The sequence below is a fragment of the Geodermatophilus sp. SYSU D01036 genome (assembly GCF_054050435.1).
The window spans coordinates 79,154-96,479 of sequence record NZ_JBJGZJ010000016.1 but is presented as its reverse complement, the minus strand read 5'-3'; the positions used below and the strand labels follow the sequence as shown (position 1 = coordinate 96,479).

At 72.9% G+C, this 17,326-nt stretch carries 14 protein-coding genes; all 14 read right to left on the bottom strand.

The genetic code is table 11. From position 1 onward, the window contains the following. Positions 1 to 45: 45 nt before the first annotated feature. The 14 genes from rpoB to rplJ all read right to left on the bottom strand — a co-directional run bounded on the left by rpoB (position 46) and on the right by rplJ (position 17,002). On the bottom strand, positions 46 to 3,555 hold the full coding sequence (gene rpoB / locus ACI8AR_RS16330) for a DNA-directed RNA polymerase subunit beta (protein WP_457051949.1): 3,510 nt from the start codon (positions 3,553 to 3,555) through the stop codon (positions 46 to 48). Between the two features lie 382 nt (positions 3,556 to 3,937). Further along, a complete protein-coding gene (locus tag ACI8AR_RS16325; RefSeq protein ID WP_457051948.1) occupies positions 3,938 to 4,912 on the bottom strand; it encodes a hypothetical protein in 975 nt (324 codons plus the stop codon). A gap of 5 nt (positions 4,913 to 4,917) precedes the next feature. Continuing rightward, positions 4,918 to 5,586, bottom strand: coding sequence for a hypothetical protein (locus tag ACI8AR_RS16320; RefSeq protein ID WP_457051947.1), 669 nt, complete (start codon positions 5,584 to 5,586; stop codon positions 4,918 to 4,920). A 58-nt stretch (positions 5,587 to 5,644) separates the two neighbouring features. Continuing rightward, positions 5,645 to 6,913 (bottom strand): MCE family protein, encoded by a 1,269-nt coding sequence (locus ACI8AR_RS16315; RefSeq protein ID WP_457051946.1) that lies wholly within the window; start codon positions 6,911 to 6,913, stop codon positions 5,645 to 5,647. Further along, a complete protein-coding gene (locus tag ACI8AR_RS16310) occupies positions 6,910 to 8,178 on the bottom strand; it encodes an MCE family protein (RefSeq protein ID WP_457051945.1) in 1,269 nt (422 codons plus the stop codon). Before ACI8AR_RS16310 ends, ACI8AR_RS16315 begins: the two co-directional genes overlap by 4 nt. Further along, positions 8,175 to 9,416 (bottom strand): MCE family protein, encoded by a 1,242-nt coding sequence (locus ACI8AR_RS16305; RefSeq protein ID WP_457051944.1) that lies wholly within the window; start codon positions 9,414 to 9,416, stop codon positions 8,175 to 8,177. The genes ACI8AR_RS16310 and ACI8AR_RS16305 overlap by 4 nt, the downstream gene beginning before the upstream one ends. Further along, positions 9,413 to 10,447, bottom strand: coding sequence for an MCE family protein (locus ACI8AR_RS16300; protein WP_457051943.1), 1,035 nt, complete (start codon positions 10,445 to 10,447; stop codon positions 9,413 to 9,415). The genes ACI8AR_RS16305 and ACI8AR_RS16300 overlap by 4 nt, the downstream gene beginning before the upstream one ends. Then, positions 10,447 to 11,484, bottom strand: a complete 1,038-nt coding sequence (locus tag ACI8AR_RS16295) for an MCE family protein (protein WP_457051942.1) — start codon at positions 11,482 to 11,484, stop codon at positions 10,447 to 10,449. Before ACI8AR_RS16295 ends, ACI8AR_RS16300 begins: the two co-directional genes overlap by 1 nt. After that, positions 11,481 to 12,881, bottom strand: a complete 1,401-nt coding sequence (locus ACI8AR_RS16290) for an MCE family protein (protein WP_457051941.1) — start codon at positions 12,879 to 12,881, stop codon at positions 11,481 to 11,483. Before ACI8AR_RS16290 ends, ACI8AR_RS16295 begins: the two co-directional genes overlap by 4 nt. 7 nt (positions 12,882 to 12,888) lie before the next feature. Further along, positions 12,889 to 13,758: an MlaE family ABC transporter permease gene (locus ACI8AR_RS16285; protein WP_457047904.1), complete on the bottom strand. Its 870-nt coding sequence runs from the start codon at positions 13,756 to 13,758 to the stop codon at positions 12,889 to 12,891. 4 nt (positions 13,759 to 13,762) lie between these two features. Continuing rightward, entirely contained in the window at positions 13,763 to 14,578 is an 816-nt protein-coding gene (locus tag ACI8AR_RS16280; protein ID WP_457051940.1) for an MlaE family ABC transporter permease, read from the bottom strand. Then, positions 14,575 to 15,705 carry an ABC transporter ATP-binding protein gene (locus ACI8AR_RS16275; protein ID WP_457051939.1) on the bottom strand — a complete coding sequence of 377 codons (1,131 nt, stop codon included), beginning with the start codon at positions 15,703 to 15,705 and terminating at the stop codon, positions 14,575 to 14,577. Before ACI8AR_RS16275 ends, ACI8AR_RS16280 begins: the two co-directional genes overlap by 4 nt. A gap of 281 nt (positions 15,706 to 15,986) precedes the next feature. Beyond that, a complete protein-coding gene (rplL, locus tag ACI8AR_RS16270) occupies positions 15,987 to 16,382 on the bottom strand; it encodes a 50S ribosomal protein L7/L12 (protein WP_456929520.1) in 396 nt (131 codons plus the stop codon). A 17-nt stretch (positions 16,383 to 16,399) separates the two neighbouring features. Then, positions 16,400 to 17,002: a 50S ribosomal protein L10 gene (rplJ, locus tag ACI8AR_RS16265; RefSeq protein WP_457044446.1), complete on the bottom strand. Its 603-nt coding sequence runs from the start codon at positions 17,000 to 17,002 to the stop codon at positions 16,400 to 16,402. Positions 17,003 to 17,326: the final 324 nt, after the last annotated feature.

Below are 17,326 nucleotides of genomic sequence, written 5' to 3'. Positions count from 1 at the left end.
GGGACGCCGGCCGGCCCGTCACGCAGAGGGCCGGCCGGCCGCCGATCACACGTCCTCGACGCTGGAGGGCTCGCGGCGGGACAGGTCGATGCCCAGCTCCTCCGCGGCCCGGAACACCTCGTCGTCGGTGTCGCGCAGCTCGATCGCCTGCCCGTCGCCGGAGAGGACCTCGACGTTGAGGCAGAGCGACTGCAGCTCCTTGAGCAACACCTTGAACGACTCGGGGATGCCCGGCTCGGGGATGTTCTCGCCCTTGACGATGGCCTCGTAGACCTTGACGCGGCCCAGGATGTCGTCGGACTTGATGGTCAGCAGCTCCTGCAGCGCGTAGGCCGCGCCGTAGGCCTGCATCGCCCAGCACTCCATCTCACCGAAGCGCTGGCCACCGAACTGCGCCTTACCACCCAGCGGCTGCTGCGTGATCATCGAGTAGGGGCCGGTCGACCGGGCGTGGATCTTGTCGTCGACCAGGTGCAGCAGCTTCAGGATGTAGACGTAGCCCACCGAGATCGCCTCGGGGAACGGCTCGCCGGAGCGGCCGTCGAACAGCCGCGCCTTGCCGGTCTCCTGCACCATCCGGTTGCCGTCGCGGTTGGGGATCGTCGAGCCGAGCAGGCCGATGATCTCCTCCTCGCGGGCGCCGTCGAACACCGGCGTCGCGGTCCGGGTCCCCGGCTCCGCCTGGCGCGCCTGCTCGGGCAGGTTGGCCGCCCACTCCGGCGTGCCCTCGACCTGCCAGCCGGACTTGGCGATCCACCCGAGGTGGGTCTCCAGGACCTGGCCGACGTTCATCCGGCCCGGGACACCGAGCGGGTTGAGGACGATGTCCACCGGGGTGCCGTCCTCGAGGAACGGCATGTCCTCCTGCGGCAGGATCTTCGCGATGACGCCCTTGTTGCCGTGGCGCCCGGCGAGCTTGTCGCCGTCGGAGATCTTGCGCATCTGGGCGACGTAGACCCGGATCAGCTCGTTGACGCCGGCGGGCAGCTCGTCGCCGTCCTCGCGGGAGAACACGCGGACGCCGATGACCTTGCCGGACTCGCCGTGCTTGACCTTCAGCGACGTGTCGCGGACCTCGCGGGCCTTCTCACCGAAGATCGCCCGCAGCAGCCGCTCCTCGGGGGTCAGCTCGGTCTCGCCCTTGGGCGTGACCTTGCCGACGAGGATGTCGCCGGGGACGACCTCGGCACCGATGCGGATGATGCCGCGCTCGTCGAGGTCGGCGAGGACCTCCTCGGAGACGTTCGGGATGTCCCGGGTGATCTCCTCGGCACCGAGCTTGGTGTCGCGGGCGTCGACCTCGAACTCCTCGATGTGGATCGAGGACAGGACGTCGTCCTGCACGAGGCGCTGCGACAGGATGATCGCGTCCTCGTAGTTGTGGCCCTCCCACGGCATGAAGGCGACGAGCAGGTTCTTGCCCAGCGCCATCTCGCCCTGGTCGGTGCACGGCCCGTCGGCGATGACCTGGCCGACCTCGACCCGCTGGCCCTCGTCGACGACGGGGGTCTGGTTGATCGAGGTGCCCTGGTTCGAGCGGCGGAACTTCAGCAGCCGGTAGGTCTGCCGGGTGCCGTCGTCGGCCATGACGGTGACGTAGTCGGCGGTCGAGTCCTCGACGACACCGGCCTTCTCCGCCACGACGACGTCGCCGGCGTCGACGGCGGCCCGCAGCTCCATGCCGGTGCCGACCAGCGGCGCCTCGCTGCGCAGCAGCGGGACGGCCTGACGCTGCATGTTCGCGCCCATGAGCGCGCGGTTGGCGTCGTCGTGCTCGAGGAACGGGATCATCGCCGTCGCGACCGAGGTCATCTGCCGCGGCGAGACGTCCATGTAGTCGACCTGCTCGGGCGACAGGTAGTCGACCTCGCCGCCCTTGGTGCGGACCAGGACGCGCTCCTCGGCGAACCGGCCCTGGGCGTCCAGCGGCGAGTTGGCCTGGGCGACGACGAAGCGGTCCTCCTCGTCGGCGGTCAGGTAGTCGATGTGGTCGGTGACGACGCCGTTCTCGACCCGCCGGTAGGGGGTCTCGATGAAGCCGAAGGCGTTGACCCGGCCGTAGGCCGACAGCGAGCCGATCAGGCCGATGTTCGGGCCTTCCGGGGTCTCGATCGGGCACATCCGGCCGTAGTGGCTCGGGTGCACGTCGCGGACCTCCATGCCGGCCCGCTCACGGGACAGACCACCCGGGCCCAGCGCCGACAGGCGGCGCTTGTGGGTCAGGCCCGCGAGCGGGTTGGTCTGGTCCATGAACTGCGACAGCTGGCTGGTGCCGAAGAACTCCTTGATGGAGGCGACGACCGGCCGGATGTTGATCAGGGTCTGCGGCGTGATCGCCTCGACGTCCTGGGTGGTCATCCGCTCGCGGACGACGCGCTCCATGCGGGAGAGGCCGACCCGGATCTGGTTCTGGATCAGCTCGCCGACGGTGCGCAGGCGGCGGTTGCCGAAGTGGTCGATGTCGTCGACGCCGTGGTCGGGCTCGCCGGCGTGCAGCCGCACGACGTACTCGATGGTGGCGACGATGTCGTCCTCGGTCAGCGTCAGGGTGCCCTGCGGGACCTCGACGCCGAGCTTCTTGTTCACCTTGTAGCGGCCGACCTTCGCCAGGTCGTAGCGCTTCGGGTTGAAGAAGAGGTTCTCCAGCAGCGCCTGGGCGCTCTCCCGCGTCGGCGGCTCGCCCGGCCGCAGCTTGCGGTAGATGTCGAGCAGCGCCTCGTCCTGCCCGGCGATGTGGTCCTTCTCCAGGGTGGCGAGGACGGTCGGCGACCACTGGAAGTGCTCGCGGATGCGGTCCTCGGTCCAGCCCAGCGCCTTGAGCAGCACCGTGACCGGCTGGCGGCGCTTGCGGTCGATGCGGACGCCCACGGTGTCGCGCTTGTCGACGTCGAACTCCAGCCACGCACCACGGCTGGGGATCACCTTGGCGCTGAAGACGTCCTTGTCGGAGGTCTTGTCCAGGGTCTTGTCGAAGTAGACGCCGGGGCTGCGCACGAGCTGCGAGACGACCACGCGCTCGGTCCCGTTGATGACGAACGTGCCCTTGTTCGTCATGATCGGGAAGTCGCCCATGAACACCGTCTGGCTCTTGATCTCGCCGGTGGTGTTGTTCATGAACTCGGCGGTGACGAACAGCGGCGCCGCGTAGGTCATGTCCTTGTCCTTGCACTCCTCGAGGGACGCCTTGACGTCCTCGAAGCGCGGGTTGGAGAAGGACAGCGACATCGAGCCGCTGAAGTCCTCGATCGGGGAGATCTCCTCGAGGATCTCGGCCAGGCCGCCGACGGCGGTCGCCTGCTCCTCGGGCGAGAGGGTGGCGCGCCACTCGGGGCTGCCGACCAGCCAGTCGAAGGACGCGGTCTGCAGGGCGAGCAGATCCGGCACCTCGAGGGGCTCGGAGATCTTCGCGAACGAGACCCGGAGCGGAGCGCCGGGGATCTTCTGCTGGTCGGCCTCTCCGGTGCGGGGGCCGGCCTGGGGAGTCTGGTTCTGCTGGCCGAAGCCGCCGGACTCGGTCGTGCTGGGGGAGATGCTGGTGGGGCGAGAGCCTGCCAAGATGCGTCCTTCCAAGGACCTCACGACGTGCGGGCGGTGGGTGCGGGTTCGTCCTGGGTCGTCGTCGGTGATGGCGGGGCTGTCCGCGGCGTCCGGCCCGCTCGGGGAACGGGTGTCGCCCAGGTGCCGGGAGGGGATCCCGGGCAGCCCAGGTGACCCGTCTCGGCGGGCAGGCAGTCAGGGGGCAGCGCAACAGAGAACCCTACCCCTGCTCGCGCACGCTGTCCACGTCGGGGGTGGGGTGACGCTGACCCCACTCCCGGGAAGGACGGCGTCCGGCAGACCGGGCGGCGTTCCGCGCGGCCATGATGCCAGCCCGGGGGCCCCGCTGTCTCCGCCACGCCGCGGGGAACGCGGGCCGGCCCGGCCCGCGGCCCCCGGATCAGCTGGTCGTGAGCAGGGAGAGGTCGCTGATCTTCCAGTCGCCGTCGACCCGCGCGAGCTGCACCTGGACGGTCTGGGTGCACGACTGCGCGCCCTCCGGGGTGACCGTGCACTCGGAGCCCTCGGGGGCGGGCTGGGTCCCGCTGTTGACCGACTCGACGACGTACTGGCCGAACACGACGACGGTCGCGCTGTCCTGGTCGTCGGAGACCTGCTGCAGGCCGACGTCGAGCACCTCGTACCGGGTGGTGGCCGACACCTGCTCGTAGGTGTCGACGATCCCGCCCTGGGACAGGTCCTGCTCGTACTGGTCGCGCAGGTCGCCGGTCAGGACGTCGAGCTTGCGCTGCACGCTGCCCTCGGAGTCCCGGTAGTCGTACGCGTAGAGGGCCTCCACGTCCTCGCGCGCCGCGGCGAACACCGACGGCGAGACGGACGCGGGGTCCAGCCGCTGCCAGGCGAGGAAGCCGACCAGTCCGGCGGCGAGCACGCACAGCAGCGCGAGGGCCGCCACCACCGGCAGCCGGCGACGACGTCGCGGCGACGGCCCCGCGACGGTCCGGGCAGGGCGCCCGGCGCGGGCACGGCGGGCTCCGTGCCGGGCGGGCGCGTCCTCGTCGGCGGTCCCGGTGCCGCCGGTCCCGTCCGGAGCGGGAGCCGGGGTCCTGGCCGGCGAGACGGCCGCGGCGTCGCCGCCCACCGGGCCGGAACGGGCCCGGCGCCGGCCGGCGGTCGCCGCGGTGAGCGCCCCCTCCGCCGGCGTCACCGCCGCAGGGGCCTCGGTGACGGGGACCTCGGCGACGGGGACCTCGGTGACGGGGGCCTCCGCGATGGGGGCCTCCGGTGCCGCCTGGGCGCGGGGTTCCTCCCGGTCCCGGCGGCTGCCGGCCACCCTGGGGCGCGGGGACGGGCGGGGGCGGTCCGCGCGCGGGCGCGGCGTGGGGCGGGGGCGCTCCCCCGGGGTCTCGCTCACGCCGGTCACCTCCCCGAGATCCCGGACAGCAGCCAGCGGCCGTCCTCGCGCACGAGCTCCACCTGGATGCGGTAGCGCAGCACCTGGGCCTGCGGGCCGGCCGTGCTCCGCTGGGTCGACTGGATGACCAGCAGCACGGTGCCGGAGTCCTCGTCGGCGCTGACCACGCCCGCGCCGACGACCTCGGTCTGCACGACCGCCTGGGCGTCGACCAGCTCCTGCCGCCGGTCCTGCAGCTGGGCCAGGGACTCGTCGCGCAGGTCGCCGGTGGCCACGCGGCGGACCTGCTCGATGTCGTCGTCGATGGTCACCGCGTCGAAGGAGGTCAGGTCGACGATCCCCGAGCGGGCCGCCTGCAGCACCTGCACGTAGCTGTCGGTGCGCACCGGCGACCCGTCCTCGCGGGTCAGCCACAGCCACCCGGCCGCGGCGAGCAGCAGCACGAGCAGCACCGCGAGGACCGGCACGAGCGGGACCGACAGCCGGCGGCGGGCGCGCGGCGGGGTGTCGCCGGCGGCGTCGCCGTCGTCCGGCGACTCCGCGGGGGACCCCGCGGGGGTGGCGTGGCGGGCCCGCCGCCGGCCGCGCCGGCCGGCCCGCGCGGCCCCCGCGGGGGGGGCGGCCGCGGTGCCCTCGTCGGGGGTCGTCCCGGTGTCCTGCCCGGCGCGCGTCACCGCGTCCTCCTCTCGGCCTGTGCCGTGTCGAGTGCTCTGGGTGATGAGCATGACGTACTCAGCCCGCCGTCCGTGCGAAGGGGCGGGCACCGAGCAGGTCGCCGAGGACGTCATCGACCACCGACGCCACCGGCGCGCCGACGCCGGCCTGGCCCTGCGGGCCGGGCGAACCGACGCCGCCGTCGCGGCCGATGTTCTGCTCGCCGCGGATGTTCGAGCCCGACTCGTCGACGCCGTCGCCCGGGGTCGGGTCGGCGCCGTTCACGACGTCGCAGCGGACGGAGTCGACGTCCAGCCCGGCGACCGACGCGGGGCCGGACAGCTGACCGGTGGGGACGTAGCCGCTGGTGCAGGCGCGCGGGTCGTCGCTGTTGAGCACGAGGCCGAAGTGCGCGCGCATCGTGCCGCCGTCGTCGCGGACGACGCTGAACCCGCCGCTGACGGCGTCGGGGTAGGTGACCAGCATCTGCTCGACGCCGTCGAGGCGCGGGATGGTGACGCCGTTGAGGACGTCGAGGTGGCGCACCAGGGAGCCCAGCCCCGGCCCTGCGTCGTCCACCAGGTCCTGCAGCGCCGCCCCGGCGTCGGGTGCGTTGACGACCAGGCCGCGCAGGTCGGGGTCGATGTCGACCAGCGTGTCGCTGACCGCGCGCAGGTCGGCGGCCCACTGCTCGATCGCCGAGCGGCTCCCGGCCTGCGTCCGCAGCACGGTCTGCCCGTCGGTGATTAGCTGCAGCGTCTGCGGCAGCGACTCCTCGGCGCGGGCCAGCAGCAGGTCGCCGTTGTCGATGAGCCGGGCCAGGTCGTCGCCGGCTCCGGCGAAGGCGCGGCCGAGCTCGTCGACGACGACCCGCAGGTCCTCCGGGTCGATCGAGGTGACCAGCTGGTCCACGTTGAGCAGCAGCTGCTCGACCGGGATCGGGATGGCCGTGCGCGACTGCGGGATGACCGCGCCGTCGGCCAGGTACGGCCCGTCGGCGGTGGCCGGGCGCAGGTCGACGTACTGCTCGCCGACCGCGCTGCGGGTGGCCACGACGGCGTCGGTGTCGGCCGGGATCGGGTCGGCGTCGGGGTCGATGGTCAGCGTGACCCGGACGCCGTCGTCGGTGAGCTGCATGTCGCTGACCCGCCCGACGGCGACGCCGCGGTAGGTGACCTCGGCGTTGACGAAGATCCCGCCGGAGTCGGCGAAGTCGGCGGCGACGTCGTAGCCGCTGCCGAGCAGCACCCGGTCGAGGCCGACGTAGTTGAAGCCGACGTAGGAGATGCCCAGCAGCGCGACCGCGGTGAACGCCAGCAGCTGCAGCTTGACCTTGCGGGTGATCACGGCGTGCCTCCCGTCGGGATGCCCGGCAGGCCGGGCGGGCCGGCCGGCGCGCCGCCGCCGCCGAGGACGGTGCCGGCCAGCCCGCCCAGTCCCGGGGCGAGCGACTGCGCCGGCGAGGACGAGCCGGTGCCGGTGCCGGTGCCGCCGGAGTTGGCCGGCGGGGTGCCGGCGCTGCCGCAGGTGTCGCCGGCCAGGTCCTGCGGGTCGAGGGTCTCCAGGCCGCCGGTGACCGGGTCGACGACGTAGCGGCAGAGCAGCTCGCGCAGGTCGAGGTTCAGGCTGGCGGTCATGTTGGTGAACAGCCCGTAGCCGCCGGTCCGCGCGTCGGGCCGGTACTGCAGCGCCGACAGCGAGCTGGCCGGGAACGGGTAGGTGAGCAGCAGGTCCAGCGACTCGGCGAGGTCGGGACCCGCGGCGGCCAGCTGGGTGAGGATCGGCTGCAGCAGCTGCAGGTCGGCCACGGTGTCCGCGCCTGCCTGGTCGATGACCCGCGTGCCGACGTCGCCGAGCCGGGACAGGCTGTCGAGCATCGAGACGAGCAGGTCACGCTGCTCGGTGACGACGTCGAGGCCCGGTCCGATGGTGTCCAGCGCCGTCTCGATGGTCTCCGTGCGGGCGGCGAGGGACTCGGCCAGCGCGTTCACGCTGTCCAGCGCCCGGCCGATCTCGTCGCGCTGCTGGTCGAGGCCGGCGATGAACGTGTCGAGCTGGGTGAGGGTGGCGCGGACGGCGTCCTCGCGGCCCTCGAGGGCGTCGCCCAGCTCCCGGCTGATCGTCTGCAGCTGCGCCAGCCCGCCGCCGTTGAGCACCAGCGACAGCGCGCCGAGGAGCTCCTCGACCTCGACGTTGCGGTTGGTGCGGTCCAGGCCGATGAGTGCGCCGTCGGTGAGCTCGCCGGTGGGCGTCTCGGTGCCCGGGGCGGCCAGCTCTACGTACTTCTCCCCCAGCAGCGAGGACTGCTGGATCATCGCGACCGCGTTGGCCGGCAGGTCGACGTCGCCGTTGATCTCGACGGTGACCAGGGCGGTCCAGTCCTCCCCCAGCGACACGTCCTCCACCCGGCCGACCGGGACGTCGGCGACGCGGACGCCGGCCTGCGGGACGAGGTCCAGGACGTCGAGGAACTGGATCTGCACCGTGTAGGGGTCGTCGCCGACGTCGGCGCCGCCGGGCAGGTCGAGGGAGTAGGCGCCGCGGAAGCCGCACCCGGACAGCAGCAGCACCCCGGCGCCCAGCGCGGCGGCCCGCCGGCCGAGCCCGGTCACGGCTGCGCCCCCGGCACCAGCGGCAGGCCGACCAGCGGGGTGCCGCCGGCCTGCGGGGCGGCGCTGCGACCGAACAGCGTGCCGAGCAGCTCCTGCAGGTCGGGCACGCCGTTGCCGTTGAGGTCGTCGAGCTGCCCGTCGTTGCCGGGGTCGCCCGAGAGCAGCCGCAGGCAGATCTGCTCGGTCGGCGGCAGCTGGAGGAACGCGCTCAGGTCGGTGAGGCTCACGCCGGTGATCTGGAGCCGGCCGGCCTGGGCCAGCAGCTGGCAGACGGTGACCTCCGGGTTGGCCGCCCCCAACGAGTTGTCGCGGGTGTCGAGCGTGCCGTAGTCGGGGTTGTAGGCGTGCGCGACGTTGCCCAGCGCCGCGGGGGCGACGTCGAGCACCTCGGCCAGCGCCTGCCGCTGCTGGACCAGGGTGAGGGTGACGTCGGCCAGCCGGTCGACGTTCGTCGTCAGCAGCGCGGTGTTGGTCTGCACGAACGTGGCGATCTCCCCCAGCGCCTGGGACAGCAGCTGCACCGCGGCGGCGAGGTCCTCCCGCTCGCCCTCGAGCTGGGCGGCGACCGCGGCCATGTTGTCGTTGAACTGGCCGACCTGGGTGTCGATCGTGGCCAGCGCCGAGGTGAACGCCTGCAGGTTCTCCACCGAGCCGAACAGGTCGTCGCGGTTCTCCGACAGCGTCTGCACCGCGGTGGAGAACCCGGTCAGCGTCCGGTTGAGCGCGTCGCCGTTGCCCTCGAGGTTGTCCGCGCCGGTGGCCAGCAGGTCCTGCAGGGCGCCGTCGGCGTTGGCGCCGGTCGGGCCGAGGGCGGCGGAGAGCTCGTCGAGCGCGCCGTAGACCGCGTCCAGCTCGACCGGGGTGGCGGTGCGCGACAGGTCGAGCTCGGCGCCGTCCTCCATCGTCGGGCCCCCGTCGTAGACCGGGGAGAACTGCACGTACCGGTCGCTGACCAGCGACGGCGCGAGGATGACGGCGTCGGCGTCGGCCGGGATGTCGTACTCGTCGTCGACGAGCATGTCGACGCGCACCCGGTCGCCCATCGGGACGACGTCGGTGATCTCGCCGACGTCGATGCCGAGGACCCGCACGTCACCGCCGGGGTACACGCCCACGGCCTGGCCGAAGTACGCGGTGACCCGGATCTGGCCGGCCGGCCGCAGGACCGTCCAGCCGACCGCGCCGACCAGCACGAGCGCGGCGGCCAGCGCCACGCCGCGCTGCAGGGACCCCGTCACTGGCCCTCCTCGCAGGAGACGAGACCCCCGGGCACCTGGGCGGCGCCCCCGCAGAGCACCGACCCGACGGCGCCGGGCAGCAGGTTCTCGACGAAGCTGTCGAACCAGCGGCCGTTGCCCAGGGTGTTGGTGAAGACCCGGACGAAGGGCGCCAGGTTGGCGACGGTCTCCCCGAGGGCCTGCCGGTTGCGCGACAGGATGTCGGTGACGGCCGCCAGCTGCTGCAGCGCCGGGGTGAGGGCCTCGCGGTTGTCCGCGACCAGCCCGGTCAGCTGCTGGGCCAGCGTCTGGGTGTTGGTGAGGATCGAGTCGATGAGCGCCCGGCGCTCCTGCACCTCGGTGAGCAGCGTGTTGGAGTCCAGGATCAGCTGGGTGAACTCGCCGTTGCGGTCGGCCAGGACCTGGGTCACGTCCCGGGTGGCCGACAGCAGCTCGCGCAGCTGGGCGTCCCGCGAGGCGATGGTGTCCGACAGCCGGGCCAGCCCGTCCAGCGAGGTCCGCACCTCGTCGGGGGTGTCGGCGAAGGTCTCCGACAGCACCTGGAAGGAGCTCGCCAGCTGGGCGGTGTCGATGTCGTCGACGGTGGTGGACAGGTCCGCGAAGGCCTCGACGACGTCGTAGGGGGAGGCGGTGCGCTGCAGCGGGATGCGCTGCTCGGGGTCCAGCGGCGTCGCGCCGCGCGGGACCAGTGCCAGGTACTTCGCCCCCAGCACCGTCTCGATCCTGATGGCCGCCTCGGACCGGTCGCCGACGAACGCGTCGCGGACGCGGAACTCGACGGTGACCGCGCCGTCCTCCAGCGCCAGGCTCTCGACCTGGCCGACCTTGACGCCGGCGACGCGCACCGGGTCGTCGGGCCGGAGGCCCGCGGCCTCGGAGAACTGGGCGCGGTAGACGGTGCCGCCGCCGATGAGCGGCAGCGACTGGGCGTTGAAGGCGAGCAGCACCAGCAGCGCGATCAGCGAGAGGCTGACCGCCCCGATGACGACCGGGTTCCGGTCGCGGAACGGCGTCGCCGGACGGCGGGCCATCAGCACCCCCTCGCGCCGGAGGACAGCCCACCCGCGGGGATGGTGCTCGGCTCGCTCGCGCCGGGCAGGGTGACCGTCCCGGACGCCCCGCACATGTAGAAGTTGAACCAGCTGCCGTTGACGGCGGTCCGCGTGATCAGGTCGATCTTGGTCGGGGCGAGCTGCAGGAAGTCCTCCAGGACGTCGCCGGTGTCGGCGAGGTTGCCGGCCAGGTCGCCGAGGCCCTCGATGTCCGCGGCCAGCGGCGCGCGGGCGTCCTCGAGCAGCCCGGCGGTGCTGACCGCCAGACCGTCGATGGTCTGCAGCGAGTCGAAGATCGCGTCGCGGTCCTCGCTCAGCCCGGAGACGAACTGCTGCAGCGAGACGACCAGCGACGACAGCTGCTCGTCCCGGGCGGCGACGGTGCCCATCACCGAGGTCAGGTTGTCGATGACGCTGCCGATGACGGCGTCCTTGTCCGCCAGGGACGACGTCAGCGAGCCGACGTGGCCGAGCAGGCTCTCCACGGTGCCGCCCTCGCCCTGGAACACCTGGATGATCTCGAAGGACAGCCGGTTGACGTCCTGCGGCGACAGGGCCTGGAACAGCGGCCGGAACCCGCCGAACAGCGTGGTGAGGTCCAGCGCCGGCGTCGTCTGGGCCAGCGGGATGGTGTCGCCCTCCTCGAGGGTGCGCCCGGCCGACCCCTCTCCCTCGGTCAGCGCGACGTACCGCTGGCCGACGAGGTTGCGGTAGCGGATGGTCGCCAGCACCGAGGTGGGCAGCGGGACGTCGGCGTCGACCGCGATGGACACCTCGGCCACCGGCCGCTCGGCCTGGTCGGACAGGCCGATGGCGGTCACCTGGCCCACCCGGACACCGGCGATGCGCACCTCGTCGCCCTCCACCAGGCCGGCGACGTCGGCGAACTGCGCCCGGTACTCCAGCGGCTCGCCGTAGCCGGCGTTGGTGATGGTGCTGACCAGGACGTAGCTGGCGAGCACGGTGACCAGCGCGAAGACGGCCAGCTTGGTCAGCGGCGCGGCGAGCCCCCTCATCGCAGCGCCACCTGGGTCCCGCGCAGCAGCGGCGCCATCGTGGAGGCGGCCAGGTCGGAGACCTCGCCGGGGTCCACGCCGGTCTGGTAGCCGAGGATGCTGCGCACGAAGTCCAGCTCCGCCGTCGACCCGGCCAGCTGCCCCGGCACCGAGTTCCCGAAGGCGGACAGGTCGGTGGTCACGTTGCCGTCGGGCTCGCCGGCGCCGGCGGGGACGTCCTCGGGTCCGCGGCCGCCCAGGCAGTTGGGGTTGCCGCTGTACGGGTTGTCCACCGAGTCGACGCCGTCCACCGGCGGCACCGGGCAGTAGTACTCGCCCCGGTCGGCGGCCGCGATGATCGCGTCGATGTCGTCCAGGCCCTGGCAGTCGGGCCCGGACCGGTCGAGGTAGGCCGGCTGGTCGCCGGGCTGGTACGGGTTGCGCGGCGGCAGCGTCACGGTGATGTCCAGGTTCAGCGCGGGGTCGCCGTCGCCGCCGAAGGCCTCGGTGATCATCGGCTTGAAGCGGGCCAGGCCGTCGAGCAGGCACGGGTACTCGGGCGAGTACTCGGCGAACAGGCCGAGCACCGGCCGCGAGGTGGCGGCCAGCGAGATGAGGCTCTGCTCGTTGGTCTCCAGGAAGCCGGCCGCGGTCGCCGACGAGGCGCCCACGACGGTGAACGTGCGCCGCAGCTGCTCGGACTGGTCGACCAGCGTCCGCGAGGTCACCGCCAGGTCGTCGAGCACCGCGAGCAGGTCGTCGGCGGCCGAGGTGTAGGTGTCGGCGACGTCGGCCAGGCCGCTGATGTCGGCCTGCAGCTCGGGCAGCACGGTGTTGAGCTCGCCGACGTAGCTGCCGATCGCGGCGAGGTTCTCCCCCAGCCGGTCGCCGCGGCCGCGCAGCGCCGAGGCCACCGCGCCGAGGGTGTAGCTGAGGTCCTGCGGCTGCACCGCCCGCAGCAGCGGCAGCAGGTCGTCGATGACCCGCTGCAGCTCGACGGCGTTCTCGGTGCGGTCCTGGCCGATCTCGTCGCCGTCGGCCAGCCGCTCCCCCGAGGGCTGCTCGGGCACCACCAGCGACACGTAGCGCTCGCCGAACAGCGTCTTGGGCAGCAGCCGGGCGGTGACGTCGGCGGGGATCCGGTCCAGGTACTCGGGCCGGATGGCCAGCTCGATCGTCGCGCCGTCGGCCCCGGCGTCGACCGAGCGCACCTCGCCGACGATCACCCCGCGCACCCTGACGTCGGAGGCCTCCTGCAGCTGGTTGCCCGCGGTGTCGGCGTGCAGCACCACCCGCGCGGTGTCGGTGAACGCCTTGGTGTAGAGCGCCACGGTCAGCGCCAGCAGCATCACCAGGACGACGAGGAACGCCACGCCCTGCAGCCGACGGCGCACCACCGCGCCCCTGCCCCCGCTCATCGCCCGCTCACCCCGCGATCCGGACGGTCGTCGTCGAACCCCAGATGGCCAGCGACAGGAACAGGTCGATGACCATGACCGCCACGATCGAGAAGCGCACCGCCCGGCCCACGGCGAGGCCGACCCCGGCCGGGCCGCCGCTGGCCCGGTAGCCGTAGTAGCAGTGGCTCAGGATGATCACGACGGCGAAGACGAGCACCTTGACGAACGACCACAGCACGTCCTGCGGTGGCAGGAAGAGGTTGAAGTAGTGGTCGTAGGTGCCGGCCGACTGCGCGTACGCCTCGGTGGTGATGGTCCGGGTGGCGAAGTAGCTGCTCAGCAGGCCGATGACGTAGAGCGGGACGACCGCGACGAACCCGGCGACGATGCGGGTGGTCACCAGGAACGGCAGCGAGGGCACGCCCATGACCTCGAGGGCGTCGATCTCCTCGTTGATCCGCATGGCGCCGATCTGGGCGGTGAAGCCGCAGCCGACGGTGGCCGACAGCGCCAGGCCGGCGACCAGCGGGGCGATCTCCCGGGTGTTGAAGTACGCCGAGAGGAAGCCGGTGAACGCCGAGGTGCCGAGCTGGTCCAGCGCCGCGTAGCCCTGCAGGCCGACCTCGGTGCCGGTGAAGAACGACAGGAACGCGATCACGCCGACCGTGCCGCCGATGACCGCCAGCGCGCCGGTGCCGAAGGTGACCTCGGCCAGCAGCCGGAACGTCTCCCGCTTGTAGCGGCGCAGCGTGCGCGGCGTCCAGCCCAGCGCGCGGCCGTAGAAGGACAGCTGGTCGCCGAGGTCCTCGAGGGTGTCCATCGGGCGGCCGTAGACGCGGCGGACCAGCCGGCGCGCGCCGACGCGGACCCGGTCGACCGGGGAGAGCAGCGCCATCGGGTCACTGCCCCTTCGGCGGGACGAGCTGGAAGTAGATCGCCGTCATCACGAAGTTCACGGCGAACAGCAGCAGGAAGGTGATGACCACCGACTGGTTCACCGCGTCGCCGACGCCCTTGGGCCCGCCGCCGGCGCGCAGGCCCTTGTAGGAGGCGACGATCCCGGCGATCAGCCCGAACACGAGGGCCTTGATCTCCCCGGACCAGAAGTCCTCGACCTGCGCGAGCGCGCCGAACGACGCCAGGTAGGCGCCCGGGGTGCCGCCCTGCAGGACGACGTTGAAGAAGTAGCCGCCGGCCACGCCGACGACGCTGACCAGGCCGTTGAGCAGGGTGGCGACGACCATCGCGGCCAGCACGCGCGGGACCACGAGGCGCTGGACCGGGTTGATCCCGAGCACCTCCATGGCGTCGATCTCCTCGCGGATCTTGCGGGCGCCGAGGTCGGCGCAGATGGCCGAGCCCCCGGCGCCGGCGATGAGCAGCGCGGTGACGATCGGGCTGGCCTCGCGCAGCACGGCCAGCACCGAGGCCGAGCCGGTGAACGACTGGGCGCCGAGCTGGCGGGTCAGCGAGCCCAGCTGCAGCGCGATGACCGCGCCGAAGGGGATCGCCACCAGCGCCGTCGGCAGGATGGTCACGCTGGCGACGAACCAGGTCTGCTGGACGAACTCGCGCAGCTGGAAGGGCCGCCTGGGCAGCGCGCGGAAGGTGTCGAGCGCGAAGGCGAACAGCGTGCCGCTGGCCCGCAGCGGCCGGACCGGGGAGAGCTTCCCGTCGAGCAGGCCCGGCGCCCGCGGCTTCCCGGTGGCCGTCACCGGCCGTCCCGCGGGCCGGGCAGGGCGCCGCCGGCCGCCGTCGCGCCGACGACCTGCGAGGTGTCCCGGTGCCGCCCGGTGGCGTCCGTCGTCGGCGCGAACACGCCGGCGTCGACCTGGGCGAGCAGGTCCTCGGGCAGGGAGGCGCGGATTGCCGTGGCGGTGGCCGGGTCGAACTGGTGCAGCATGCGGGCCACGCGCTCCTGGCGGCGGCGCTGGGCGCGCCGCTCGGGCAGGCCCGGGGAGGGGTCCAGCTGCGGCGGGACGGCGTCGCCGCCGACGGCGCCCTTGGGCCCGACGCCGTTGTGCCGGTCGCCGCCGCGGGCCTGCAGGGCGGCCATCTCGGCCTCGACCTGCGCGACGTCCTTCTCCTCGCTCATGCCGATCGGGCCCTCGCGGCGGCCGTTGAGGAACTGCTGGACCACCGGCTCCTGCGAGGTGAGCAGCTGCTCGCGCGGGCCGAACATCGCCAGGTGCTTGCGGTAGAGCAGGCCGAGGTTGTCGGGCACGGTGCGGGCGGTGCCGATGTCGTGCGTGACGATGAGGAAGGTGGCGTCGATCTGCGCGTTGAGGTCGACGATCAGCTGGTTGAGGTAGGCGACGCGGACCGGGTCCAGGCCCGAGTCCGGCTCGTCGAACAGGATGATCTCGGGGTCGAGCACCAGCGCGCGGGCGAGGCCGGCGCGCTTGCGCATGCCGCCGGAGATCTCGCCGGGCAGCTTCCCCTCGGCGCCCTGCAGGCCGACCATGTCCATCTTCTCGAGGACGATGCGGCGGACCTCGGACTCGCTCTTCCTCGTGTGCTCCCGCAGCGGGAAGGCGATGTTGTCGAAGAGGTCCATCGAGCCGAACAGCGCGCCGTCCTGGAACAGGACGCCGAACAGCTTGCGGACCTCGTACAGCCTGGCCTCGCCGCACCGGACGATGTCGGTGTCGGTGATGACGATCGAGCCGCGCTCGGGCTTGAGCAGCCCGACCAGCGACTTGAGGAAGACCGACTTGCCGGTGCCCGAGGGGCCCAGCAGCACGGAGATCTCCCCCGGCGGCAGCGTGAGGGTGACGTCGCTCCAGATGTTCTGGCTGCCGAAGGACTTGGTCAGCCCCTCGACCTGGACCGCGACGCCCACCGTCGACCTCCTCGCCCGTGTCCGGGGCCCGCGCGCGGCGGGAGCCCCGGGACCGCGTCCCGTCGCGGGTCCCCGTGCGCCGGGGACACCGCCTCCTCGTACTCACGGGTAACGAGGACCGGAGGGGGAGGTTACGTGGGTCACTCGTCGGACGTGACACCGGTCGCTGTCACACCACCCCACCGAGGGGGGCGGACGCGACAGGGGCCGCCCTCCCGGAGGAGAGCGGCCCCTGTGGCGTGCTGGGTGGTGCTGGCCCCCGGCTCAGGCCGGGGACGGCGTCACTTGATGGTGACGGTGGCGCCGGCGCCCTCGAGAGCGGCCTTGGCCTTCTCGGCGGCGTCCTTGGCGACCTTCTCCAGGACCGGCTTCGGCGCGCCGTCGACCAGGTCCTTGGCCTCCTTGAGGCCGAGCGAGGTCAGGCCGCGCACCTCCTTGATGACCTGGATCTTCTTGTCGCCGGCGGCCTCGAGGATGACGTCGAACTCGTCCTGCTCCTCGGCGGCGGGGGCACCGCCGTCACCGGCACCACCGGCGGCCGGGGCGGCCGCGACGGCGACGGGGGCAGCCGCGGTGACCTCGAAGGTCTCCTCGAACTGCTTCACGAAGTCGGACAGCTCGAGCAGCGTCATCTCCTTGAACGCGTCGAGCAGCTCCGCGGTGGACAGCTTGGCCATGATCTCTCCTTCTGGGGTCAGTCGGTGCTGGCCGCGGTGTCCGCGGCGTCAGCGGAGTCGGTGGTGGTGTCGGCAGCAGCGGTGTCGGCGGCAGCGGAGTCGCCCTCGGCGGGCTTCTTCTCCTGCAGCGCGGCGGCCAGGCGGGCGACCTGGGACAGCGGGGCCTGGAACAGCCCGGCGGCCTTGGTGAGGTTGCCCTTCATCGCGCCGGCCAGCTTGGCCAGCAGCACCTCGCGGGGCTCGACGTCGGCGAGAGCGGTGACCTCGGCGGGGCCGACGGTGCGGCCCTCGACGACGCCGCCCTTGACGACGAGCAGCGGGTTGGCGCGCGCGAAGTCGCGGATGGCCTTGGCGGCCTCGACGACGTCGCCCTCGATGAAGGCGATCGCGGTCGGGCCGTTGAGCAGCGGGGCCAGGTCGGTGTGGCCGACCGAGTCCGCCGCCCGCTTCGTCAGGGTGTTCTTGACGACGGCGTAGCTGCTGCCCGCACCGAGGGAACGCCGCAGCTGGGTCAGCTGCGACACGGTCAGCCCGCGGTACTCGGTGAGCACGGCCGCGCTGGACTTCTGGAACCGCTCGGTGATCTCGTCGATCACAGCGGCCTTCGCCTGCGTGGGCATGGGCCTCCTCTCGTCGGACGGGTGACCACCCGTGCGTCGTACGAGAGCGGGCGATCGGGGCCCGGAGACGAGGAACGCCCCGGCGCAGGGCGCACGGGGCGAGGGACGCGGGCACGGGGCGCCGCGGCGATCGAACCGTCCTCCTGCGCGGGCCGCCCGGGGATCCGGGACCTTCGATCGCACGCGGGCGTGCGACGACCAGCGGTCGTGGGGGGAACGTCGACCAGCGTACACGGTGCCGCGCGGGCGCCGCTGTCGCCGTCCTCACCCGCGGCCGGGCCCGGCGACCTCCGTGGGTGGCCCCCTCGCAGGGCCCCGCCGCGA